The sequence below is a fragment of the Serratia sp. 506_PEND genome (genome assembly GCF_001076875.1).
Classification (GTDB): domain Bacteria; phylum Pseudomonadota; class Gammaproteobacteria; order Enterobacterales; family Enterobacteriaceae; genus Serratia; species Serratia marcescens.
Genome location: NZ_JVEL01000392.1, coordinates 39,751 through 50,444, shown reverse-complemented (window position 1 = coordinate 50,444; position 10,694 = coordinate 39,751). Strand labels below are relative to the sequence as shown.

Annotated in this window: 12 protein-coding genes; 5 read left to right on the top strand and 7 right to left on the bottom strand. The window is 56.5% G+C overall.

From position 1 onward, the window contains the following. Positions 1-1,207, top strand: a 1,207-nt coding sequence (locus ADK28_RS14320) for a c-type cytochrome (RefSeq protein ID WP_048795934.1), incomplete at its 5' end; no start/stop codon positions are given. Positions 1,208-1,326: 119 nt separating this feature from the next. Here ADK28_RS14320 and ADK28_RS14315 read toward each other — a convergent pair. The 3 genes from ADK28_RS14315 to ADK28_RS14305 all read right to left on the bottom strand — a co-directional run bounded on the left by ADK28_RS14315 (position 1,327) and on the right by ADK28_RS14305 (position 4,450). Further along, a complete protein-coding gene (locus ADK28_RS14315) occupies positions 1,327-2,319 on the bottom strand; it encodes a LacI family DNA-binding transcriptional regulator (RefSeq protein WP_004931713.1) in 993 nt (330 codons plus the stop codon). A 287-nt stretch (positions 2,320-2,606) separates the two neighbouring features. After that, on the bottom strand, positions 2,607-3,839 hold the full coding sequence (locus ADK28_RS14310; protein ID WP_048795932.1) for a cysteine desulfurase-like protein: 1,233 nt from the start codon (positions 3,837-3,839) through the stop codon (positions 2,607-2,609). Next, positions 3,836-4,450, bottom strand: coding sequence for a 2OG-Fe dioxygenase family protein (locus ADK28_RS14305; protein WP_004931716.1), 615 nt, complete (start codon positions 4,448-4,450; stop codon positions 3,836-3,838). Before ADK28_RS14305 ends, ADK28_RS14310 begins: the two co-directional genes overlap by 4 nt. A gap of 387 nt (positions 4,451-4,837) precedes the next feature. Here ADK28_RS14305 and ADK28_RS14300 point away from each other — a divergent pair, with 387 nt between their 5' ends. Then, positions 4,838-5,314: a hypothetical protein gene (locus ADK28_RS14300; RefSeq protein ID WP_004931717.1), complete on the top strand. Its 477-nt coding sequence runs from the start codon at positions 4,838-4,840 to the stop codon at positions 5,312-5,314. Between the two features lie 3 nt (positions 5,315-5,317). Continuing rightward, positions 5,318-5,926, top strand: coding sequence for an OmpA family protein (locus ADK28_RS14295; protein ID WP_016929955.1), 609 nt, complete (start codon positions 5,318-5,320; stop codon positions 5,924-5,926). Between the two features lie 188 nt (positions 5,927-6,114). On the opposite strand, the gene ADK28_RS14290 is transcribed toward ADK28_RS14295, so the two are convergent. The 3 genes from ADK28_RS14290 to ADK28_RS14280 all read right to left on the bottom strand — a co-directional run bounded on the left by ADK28_RS14290 (position 6,115) and on the right by ADK28_RS14280 (position 8,152). Continuing rightward, positions 6,115-6,453 carry a hypothetical protein gene (locus ADK28_RS14290; RefSeq protein WP_015378954.1) on the bottom strand — a complete coding sequence of 113 codons (339 nt, stop codon included), beginning with the start codon at positions 6,451-6,453 and terminating at the stop codon, positions 6,115-6,117. 135 nt (positions 6,454-6,588) lie between these two features. After that, complete coding sequence (locus tag ADK28_RS14285; protein WP_004931723.1) at positions 6,589-7,158, bottom strand: HdeD family acid-resistance protein; 570 nt, start codon at positions 7,156-7,158, stop codon at positions 6,589-6,591. Positions 7,159-7,285: 127 nt separating this feature from the next. Next, entirely contained in the window at positions 7,286-8,152 is an 867-nt protein-coding gene (locus ADK28_RS14280) for a LysR substrate-binding domain-containing protein (RefSeq protein WP_161802714.1), read from the bottom strand. A 189-nt stretch (positions 8,153-8,341) separates the two neighbouring features. On the opposite strand from ADK28_RS14280, the gene ycaC reads away from it, so the two are divergent. Together ycaC and actS are read left to right on the top strand one after the other, a co-directional pair. Then, the gene (gene ycaC, locus ADK28_RS14275; protein ID WP_016929953.1) at positions 8,342-8,971 is read left to right on the top strand and encodes an isochorismate family cysteine hydrolase YcaC; all 630 of its coding nucleotides are present in this window, start codon (positions 8,342-8,344) and stop codon (positions 8,969-8,971) included. Positions 8,972-9,158: 187 nt separating this feature from the next. Beyond that, positions 9,159-9,908, top strand: a complete 750-nt coding sequence (gene actS / locus ADK28_RS14270) for an amidase activator ActS (RefSeq protein ID WP_028127683.1) — start codon at positions 9,159-9,161, stop codon at positions 9,906-9,908. 34 nt (positions 9,909-9,942) lie between these two features. Here actS and ADK28_RS14265 read toward each other — a convergent pair. Beyond that, the coding region (locus tag ADK28_RS14265; protein ID WP_048795936.1) for an AraC family transcriptional regulator at positions 9,943-10,694 on the bottom strand (752 nt) is incomplete at its 5' end.

The following is a 10,694-nucleotide window of genomic DNA, read 5'->3' as shown; positions in this document are numbered from 1 at the left end:
GGGCACTATCTACGCCACCAATATAACCCCATCGGTAAAATACGGCATCGGCGGCTATTCTGAAGCGGCGTTTGCCGACGTTCTGCGCTCGGGGATCCGGCAAGATGGGACGTATCTCTATCCGGCAATGCCCTACACCGCCTACACCCGTCTGAGTGATGACGAGATCCACGCGTTGTATACCTATTTCATGCATGGCGTTGCCCCGGTCGATGAGCCAGCCAAGCGCCAAACCGATCTGCCGTTTCCATTCAACATCCGCCTCTCCATGGCGGTGTGGAACAGGCTTTATTTGGATAATCGGCGTTTCACCCCGGATGTGACGAAAGGTGAGGCGTGGAACGAGGGGGCCGCGCTGGTGCAGGGGCCGGCTCACTGCGGAACCTGTCATACGCCGCGTAATGTGCTGATGGCGGAAGACAATTCGCGCTTCCTGATGGGGGCATCGTTGGGTTCTTGGTACGCGCCGAATATCACCGCCGATCGCCAGGAAGGGATCGGCGACTGGAGCGAGCAGGAGTTAGTGAACTATCTGAAAACCGGTCGGGCGGAAGGGCGCGCACAAGCTGCGGGGCCAATGGCTGAAGCCGTTGAGCACAGCTTCCAATACCTGACCGACCGGCAGCTGCAGGCGATTGCAACTTACCTGAAGACCGTGCCGTCACAGGGCGAGGGGCGCCAGGACAATGGTCTCAGTCAGGCGCACTACAACGTTGAGCACCATCTCCGCGGCATGAATTCGCCCAACGCCAACCACACGCTCAATAGCGGCGAGGCGCTCTACAGCGGCTACTGCGCCAGTTGCCATCAGCCGGACGGCAGCGGCAGTTTGAACCAGGCTTACCCTTCGCTATTCAACAACTCCACCACGGCCGCGAACAACCCGTCAAACCTGATTGCCGCCATTTTGCAGGGGGTTGATCGCCGGGTTGACGGTAAGCACGTCCTGATGCCGAGCTTTGGCGCCGGTTCCTATGTCGGAGAACTGACGGATAAGCAGGTTGCCGATATCGCTAACTTCGTGCTGCAGAAATACGGCAACAGCACGCTGAGCGTGAGCGAGGCCGACGTGAGTGAGGTGCGCGCCGGGGGCCCGAAACCGCTGTTGGCGCGCGCACAGCCGATGATTCTGCCTGGCATGGCCACCACGGCGGTCGTCATTATTCTGCTGATCCTATTCTGGCTCCGGCGCCGCAAGGCACGTTGAGGGGGCATTCGGTCAGGTGGGTGACGCCATCTGGCCGAATTTCTGGCCGGGATAGCGAGTGATGTTCTTCTGACGACGCGGGCCGCTATGGCCAGTGATGAAGTCACTGGTGGGGAAAGCTATATTGTCTCCCCCATTGACAGGCGGAAGTGGAGATCGACATGTTCAATGGTCGGCAGCCCTTTAATTTTTTTTATTATGATTTCTGTCGCCACTTTCCCCATCTCATACCGTGGCGTCAGTACGCTGGCTAACCGGGGGGTAATGATCTGCCCGATCTCAAGACCGTGAAATCCGGCAATGGCAATTTGCGCTGGAACGCCGATACCGTTTGCCAGGCATTCCTGTAACACGCCCACGGCCAGATCGTCGTTGGTACAGAGAATACCGTCCATATCCGGATACATTTGGCTCGCAAGCGTCATCATGCCTGTCCCAATCGAAATGGAAGAGATCTTATTGGGGGAAATGCGACCGGTAGGCAAATCATGGTTAGCCATTGCCTGACAGTATCCCGTGTAACGCTGTTCATCGCGGATATCAGACATTGAACCAAAATAGATAATGCGTTTTTTACCGCTGGCCAGCAACATGGTGGTCATATCGTAGCCGGCTTTCACATTATCAAAACCCACGTTAATTCGATCTGCATTGCCTGACAGCCCCATGATTTCAGCAACGGGTATTTTTGCCGCCTTCAGGAGTTTTTCCGCCCGCAGGCTATGGACCGACTCGGTCAGCAGCAGCCCTTTAATCTTAAAAGCCAGGATCGCGGCAATTTGCTCCTCTTCGCGTTTGCTGTTGTAGTCATAATTGACGACCAGCGTCTGATAACCCTGTATAGACGTCACGGATTCAATGCCGGCGAGGACATCAGCAAATATCAGATTGTTAAAAGAAGGAACCAGAACGCCGATGAGGGGAGGGCTATTGGAATAGAGGGCGGGATTGTCGGGATCGGCCTGATAGCCGACTTCCTCGATCACGGCGGCGATGCGCGCAGCCGTTTCCGGTTTAACCCTGTCCGGCGTGCGCAGATAGCGACTGACCGTCATTTTGGTGACACCAGCCAGTACAGCAATGTCATTTAACGTAATTCGCTGCGACTTCACCATTCATACTCATCTGACCCAGACCGTGTTTGTCATTATGCCCACTGCTGAGCCAAAAGAGAATGCGCGCAATGCGCTGCCTCCGCTGTATCCGGTGACAACCGCACGATGCGCCGATCCCGGCCTCTTTTCCCGTTCCGGCATTATATGTCCGTTATCTCCGCATTTCGTAACGCGGGGAAAGAAAGGCACGCATCTGCGTGCCGTGGACGCGGTGGAAGAAAAGACGGGCAGTTTGATACCTTATTCGGCCCGCCCAATAAGATGAACGGGTCGATATGGCCGGGTTAACTGAGAATATCTTCGGCGATCACGTTGAACAGCGTATCGATCTCGCCCTGAGTGTTGTAGTGCATCATGCCGATGCGCAGCACGCCGCCGTCCTGCAGCCCCAGTTGTTGCACCAAGCCCAACGCATAGAAATGCCCGCTGCCGGCGCAGATGTTGTGCTGCCCCAGGCGGCGGGCGATCGCGTCAGGCGTATGGCCGCTGAAGGTCAGGGCGAAGGTTGGCGTGCGGCGCGCGCTGTCCGCCTGGGGATTGCCGTAGAGCCGCACGCCGTCGAGTTGTTGCAGCCGCTGCAGGAAGTGGCTGCACAACGCCTCTTCATGCCGGTGGTAGGCGGCGAAGCTCTCCTGCAAGCGCTGCCTTAACGGCGCTCCGGGCGCGCCCCACTGCGCCAGATACTCGATAGCGGCCGCGACGCCGGCCAGCGCCTCGAAGCTTTGCGTGCCGGTCTCGAAACGGCCGGGGCCGACGTCGGTGGCCGGCTCGACTTTGTACGGCCGCAGGCGCTGCAGCCACTGCGGCGCGATGTAGGCCATGCCGACGTGCGGGCCGAAGAACTTGTAGGCGGAGCACACCAGGAAGTCACAGCCCAGCGCCTGCACGTCGATCAGGTTATGCGGCGCGTAATGAACGGCGTCGACATACACCTGCGCGCCGACCCGATGCGCGGCTTCAACGATGGTTTTGATATCGACGATGCCGCCGGTGACGTTGGAGGCGTAGCTGACCGCCACCAGACGGGTGTTGGCGTTGATGCGCTCACACACTTTCGCGGCATCCAATGCGCAGTCGGCGCTCTCCAGCGGTATCTGATGCACCGCGGCCCCTTTGTCGGCGGCGGCCTGTTGCCAGCTGGAGACGTTGGCGTAGTGATCCAGCGCGGTGACGATGACTTCATCGCCGGCCTGCCAGTCGCGGCTGATGATGCGGCTGAGATGAAAAGTCAGCGTGGTCATGTTCATGCCGAAGACGATGTTGTCGGGCGACGGCGCATTTAACAAGGCGCGCACCGATTCCCGCGCCTGGCCCATCACCTCGCCGGTGACCCGGCTCGAGAAATAGTGGCCGCCCAGGTTGGCGTTGTACCTTCCCAGGTAGTCGGTCATTTTTTCCAGCACGCCCCGTGAAACTTGCGCACCGCCGGGGCCGTCGAAAAAGATCGCCGGTTTGCCGTCGATCTGCTGTGACAGGGCGCTGAACTGGGCGCGGGCGAGCTCGGGGGTAAAGGTCATGCTTTCTCCCCCCGCGCGGTGAGGACAAAGAGATCCAAATGACCTTCTTCTTCCGGGCTCACGGCGTTGATCGGCGTGGCGTTGTGCCACAGTTTGCTGTCCGCCAGCAGCACGGCTTCACCGTCCGCCAGCGCTTTTTTAAAGAAAGGATCGTGGCGGCTGTCGTCATACAGCATGATTTCACCGCCGACGATGTTGTGCCGGTGAATGGCGATCATCGCGATATGGTCGAAACCGTCCTGGTGTATGCCTTCCGGCGCCACCTGGGTGTCTTTCTCGATAGCGACCACGCGCATCTGGTGGATCTCTATCTCGGCGCCTTCCGGCAGGTCGTTGCTCTCTGCAAACAGGTTGCACATCTCCGCCATGCCGGCGCTCTGCAACACGGCGCTGTCGATAGGTTCGAAGCGGCGCACCACATTGCCCTGGAAGTGGTTGATCTGATCCGACTGCATGAAAGTGCGCGGCCCTACTTCGGCGACGTTGGGGTTGAGGTATTTAACGACCGAATAACGGCGCAGGCGATATTTGCCGTCGGCGTGTTGCGTGTGGGGCAAGGAGGAGAACGATGGCATCAGCTGTTGGGTGGCTTGCGGGCTTAGTACAGTCATACTTATTACGTTTTCGTGTTTCTGTAACATAATCACCTCTAATAATAATAATTTCTGATGTTGTAGGGGGTAATTCGATTGAATTGTAGACGACTCTATAACCAACGCAATTTAGCGGTGGCGAGGTGTGACGGCGGTCGTAAAGTGGGGTGAACAGCAGAGAGGATGAGCGGAAGAGAATGCTGGTATGAAGCCGTCATTCAGCAAAATAAGCGCTAACGGGGGAAAATTCATGCGCAAGCATAACGTGACCAAGGTTACGCTTTCAGGGATAACTCTCATGAATATGAGGTGCTTTACTATAATTCCGGGACAGAGTGACCGCAGTGGCATTGCCTGGTTGTTGAAAGAACAATCTTCAATTCCCCCTGAATAAGGACTCCGATCATGCAGCATGTCAGAAAATTCGTCATTTCCTGCCTGTTTGCGTCGATAATGTTCCCCGGCATGGCCTTCGCGGAAGATCCCCCCGTGACACCGTTGGCTACCGGGATCGTCAGCAGCGGCGTAGCCGAAGCGCAAGTGACCGAGGCCGTGCGCCACGGTGAAATCCTGACCATCAAAGTGCGTTTCAAAGGGTTGAAAGACAACCTTAATGGACAAGGCTTGTATAGCAGTCTGGATAAAAGCAGTCTTGAGAAATCCTTCTATATTCTGGTGGGTAATAAAAAATACCTGCTGCTTACCGATAGCAATAATGTCCCACTGGCCTCTCCCAGCGTGTCATTCAGCTCAAGTTCAGGCATTCCCTATGTCGCCACCTGGTTTGGCAGCTTCCCTGCGCCTCCACCTGATGTGAAAGAGGTGTACCTGACGATCGCCAATGTCGAGCCGCTCGGGCCGATAGCCATTACGGATCGTTGAGCGATGAACGGCCTCAGGAAAGCCGCCTGTGTGGGGGGGATGTTAGCCTTTGGGTTGGTGTCATTGGGTTCATGGGCTGACAGCGGAGAGCCGGCATCCGTAGGGAAACCGGTGATACTCGATCTTAAGGCCACCCGGCTGGATTTGGTTGGTTTGCCTTCGGGGCTGAATGCCGGCGTCCTTGATCTGCAGAGTAAGGCAGCGGATTTGGCTAAACAATCCGCCGACATTTCCGTCAGAGACAGCAAAAATGCCGTAACGTTATCGATGCGCAGCGATGTGCTGTTCGCCTTCGACAGCGATGCGATTGCTGCTAAAGCGGAGCCTGCGCTGCAACAGGTGGCGCAATTTATCGCGGCCGAACCGGTAGGGAACGTGGTGATCGAGGGGCATACCGATGCGGTGGGCAGCGATAAATATAATCGGGATCTGTCGCTGCGACGCGCACGTGCGGTGGCTGTTTGGCTGATCGCACATGGGGTAGAAAAATCTCGTCTGAGTGAACGGGGAAAAGGGGAGGCTGAACCGGTGGCTTCCAACGACACGCCGACGGGCCGGGCCAAGAATCGGCGAGTTGACTTCGTGTTGCCGAAAACCGCTGCCGCCGGTTAGCCCCGCGCCGGTGGACGTTTCCTTTGCCAGAGCCGCTTTTAAACGGGCTCCTCCCGCTGACTGCTCGCGGAGTTCAGGCTGTATGGCGTGGAGCCGGTGACGTTAATGATTGATGAACATAATCGCGTCGCCAAAAGCCTGTATCTCGCTTTCGGTTTTCGCTTTAGCGGCCCCGACAACATGCGGGGTCAGAACGTCTCGAAATACAGCTCGCGCAACAGCCAGGATATTTCGTTATTGGTGCGGTTCAGGACGTCTATTCTGTGAACCCCTATCGCTTCTGCGCGCAGATCGAGCAGCAAGTTGCGAATCTGCCGGAATAACGGGGTTTGCGGGTTGGGTTTGGCCAACTGCTGGCCGCACAGTTTGATACCGGCATCGCAACCGGTGGCGATGTCCGTCAGGCAGCACGGGCAGGTGGTATTTTGGCGCGCCATATTGCGGCATTGTTGCCCGATTACCTGATTGAAATGGCGTAATTGCAGGCAGACTTCCCGCGAGTTCAACGGGTTGGAATGGGTTGTCATCGGTTTCAGCTCCCTTGTCTGCGCCTATATTGGCACTTACCGATGAAGATAACCACGGACAAGCCGAGGGGGTATCGCCTTGTTGTGTCTGGAAGCGACGAAATCGATGAGGCCCGCGATGGCGGGCCGGTAGAGTCAGGCGCGTTTAAACAGATTCGCCGCCTGGAACAGCGCAAAGGAGCTGACCAGCATTTCGATGCCGACGATCGCCGTCACCAGCGTGACCGACGCCGCCGGGCCTGAACCGATCAGCATCCAGGCGATGATCAAATCGAGCACGCCGATAACGAACTGCAGCCAGTTGCCCGGCAATCCGCGGCGCATATAGCCGGCCGCCAGGCGCGCGATGCCGCCGAGCGCGAACAGCACGGCAAGGTACACCGCCAGCGCCAGAATGCCCGCCAGCGGGCTGGTGATGAACACATAGCCGATAATCAGGTAAGCCACGCCCAGCAGAATGCCGCCGATCATCGGCCAGGTATTCTGCGCCCGGTTGGCGATCATGGCGATAATCAGCCCGGCGCCGCTCAACAGCAGCAGGACGCCGACCACGATGCTCAGCGCCGCGCCGGAGGCGAAAGGGTTGACCAGGCACAGTATGCCGCCCGCCAGCAGCAGGAAGGCGATGATCAGCAGGGTGGTGCGTTGCTTTTTGAGCAGTTCTTCGCTCAGGAGGGGCAGATTATTGCGATCAAGGTTTAGCATGTTACAGCTCCATTCTCTTTGTTGCGATCCTCGGGGGCACTCTATTTTTCCGAGCGCTCTATTATAGTAGTCACTTTTTAATCGCTGCGGTAAATCCGGCGTGGCGTTTATGCTTGGAAGCGGCGTGTTATTCGGCCAGTTCATCAACGATGAAATCAATCAGCGCCCTTACCGAAGGGGGGAGTCCTTGTCTGGAAGGGTAAAACGCGACAATCTTGTGTTGTTCCAATGTCCAGTCGTCGAGCAGCGTTTTCAGGCTGCCGTCGAGCAGTTCCTGGCGGGCTAATTTCAGCGGCAGGCAGCCAACGCCGACGCCTTTTACGATCGATTCCTTGATCAGGCGAATGTCATCGCACACCATGCGCGACTCGTTGTTTATTTTGACTTCGCGATCGGCTTGTTGAAACGTCCAGGCGGCCTGAAGATGGGTCGATAACCACCCGACCGTTGGCAAACTGGAGAGATCTTCGGGCGCATTTATACTTTGGTACTGAATAGCTGCAGAGGGGGAGACCATAAATGCGGTGGGCACAGCGCAAATTCGACGCATCACCAAATTGCTGTTTTTGGGCTCATCGGCGATGAGTTTTAATGAGAGGTCATACCCTTCAGAAATAATATCCACGTTGCGATTAAATATTTTTACATGCAAATTGACCTTGGGATATTGCAGCATGAATCTCGCCAGCACTTCCGTTAGGCCAAGATCCAGGAGAATGTTTGAGCAGGTCAGTTTTATTTTTCCAGTGGGTTTTTCGCTTTTATTAATAATAAGGCATTCCGCTTTCTCTGCGGTGCTAATCATCTGCAGACAGTACTGAAAATATTCTTTTCCTATATCGGTGACCATGAGGTTTCGCGTTGAGCGCTGAATAAGCCTGACATTAAGCCTTTTTTCCAAATTGGATATTCGTCTTGATAGCGTCGATTTGGGTATACCAAATTTCTTACTGGCGGAAAGAAATCCACCGCATTCAACTACTCTGGCAAACATAACCATCTCATTGAAATCTATCATATAAAATTAACCTTCCCAGTGGTGAAACACTCATTCCCAATAATCGTGCTATTTACCCGGCTGGTTCATTGCTAGCCTGATGTCGGAGCGTTTGAAAGCATGCTACATGCTTGGAATGCATGGGGCGATCGGAATTTGATGATTTTGATGATAAAGGAGAAGGGAATGACTTTTAAATATAACCGATTAGATAAGACACAGGCCGCCGTTTTATTAGTCGATCATCAGACGGGGCTACTGTCCCTGGTTAGAGATCAGGATCCGGATAAATTCAAAAATAATGTTTTGGCGCTGGCCGATCTGGCTAAATACTTCAATTTACCGACGATACTGACCACGAGTTTTGAAAACGGGCCGAACGGCCCTTTGGTGCCAGAGCTAAAGCAAACTTTCCCTGACGCCCCCTATATTGCTCGTCCCGGCAATATCAATGCCTGGGATAATGAAGATTTCGTCAAGGCGGTAAAGGCCACGGGCAAGAAACAACTGATCATCGCCGGCGTGGTGACCGAGGTTTGCGTGGCGTTTCCTGCGCTCTCTGCGCTGGAAGAGGGGTATGAGGTTTTCGTCATCACCGACGCATCCGGTACGTTCAATGCGATTACGCGCGATGCGGCTTGGGATCGCATGTCCCAGGCCGGCGCGCAGCTGATGAGTTGGTTTGGCGCGGCGTGCGAATTGCACCGCGATTGGCGAAATGATATCGAAGGGTTGGGGAACCTGTTCTCTCAACATATTCCTGACTATCGCAATCTGATGACCAGCTTCAGTTTGCTGACCTCAGGTAAACAGTAATCCCGACATCGCTGCATGGTTTGGCGCCTTATGGCGCCATTTTCCTCCCGCCGATCGCGCCGCAGCGGCCTCCGTGCCCGCTGTTTTCCGATAGTTGCCTCTTTCCCGCTTTTTGACTGACCCGGCGCAAATGTTACACTGTGCGGCTGAGGCGTATCAGAACCGAAAAGACGATTGGGGACAGGATTTGAGCACAGGAAGCAAGCTGGCGAGGTGGCGCCGCATCGCGGTGTGTCTGACATTGGGGCTATTGTTGGCCGGGTGTTCGGGTAAAAATACCTACAACCGCGACTACGACAAACTGCCGAAGGGCAGCTACACCGGCAAGTCCTACACCGTCAAACGGGGCGATACGCTGTACTACATCGCCTGGATCACCGACAGCGAAGTCAGCGATCTGGCCAGAATCAACAAGATACGCCCGCCTTATAGCCTGGAAGTGGGGCAAAAGCTGCGGCTGAGCGGCAGCGCGCCGACCAAAACCGCCGCCACGCGCCGTAAAACGTCTTCCTCCGCGATCGCCAAGCAAACGCCGCCGCCGGGCGCCGCCCGCTGTTGGCGCTGGCCGGCCAGCGGCCGGATCGCGCAGGCGTACTCCAATGCCGATGGCGGCAACAAGGGCATCGACATCGCCGGTAAACGCGGCCAGCCGATCTATGCTTCCGCCAAGGGCAAAGTGGTGTACGTCGGCAACCAACTGCGTGGCTACGGCAACCTGATCATGATTAAGCACGGCGAAGACTTTATTACCGCCTACGCGCACAACGACACTACATTGGTGCGCAACGGCCAGGATGTGAAAGCGGGGCAGAAGATTGGCACTATGGGCAGCACCGGCACCGATTCGGTGTTCCTGCATTTCCAGATCCGCTATCGCGCCACCGCGCTCGATCCGCAGCGCTATCTGCCGCCGCAGGGATCGTCGCCGTCCTGTTAACGTCAATCCGGCTCCTTGCGGAGCCGGATGTCAGCTATTTCAGCGGCAGATAAAGATCGGTCACCAGTTCATATTCCGCCACCTCGTGCACGAAGTTGTGGTAGTGGAAATAGAGCGGAAAATCGCGCAGCTCCTCGCCGCTGGCCGGCAACCACTCGCTGTAAAGATAGCGGGCGCTTTCCGAGAGCCCATCCAGCGATCCGAGATAGCGCAGCACCGCACAGCGCCCGGCCGGCAGCGTGCCGTTCACCACGCCGAAGGCGTTGTCCTCCGGGATCGGCGCAGTGACCTCGCCGCAAATGAAGAAGCGGAAGTCCTGCGCTTCGGTGGTGGCCGGATCGTGCGGTGCGATACCGTAAGTGCGGCTGCTTCTGACCGGCGACAGGCCACTGGTTTTGCGCCACTCGATAAAGCGTGCGGCGGTTTCGTTGACCAGCGCGGACGGGCCGCGATGTTCGATCATCGCCACCGGCGTGGCCGGGAAGTCGACAATGTCTACTTTCATGGGTTGTTTCCTTTTGTGTTTCGGCTCGGGAAAGCGCTGCTGCCAATCGATCCAGGCCGGCCGTTTGCGAAACTGGCTTGGCGTTTGGCTGAACGCCTGTTTGAAGGCGCGGCTGAAGGACTCCGGGTTTTGAAAACCGGCGTCCAGCGCGATGTCAATCACCGGCTCCAGCGGGTTATACGCCAGGCGGTACGAGGCGCGTTTGAGCCTCATCCACTGGATATAACGCCACACCGAGATGCCACAATACGCGCTAAACTGGCGTTGAAAGTGAAAGCGCG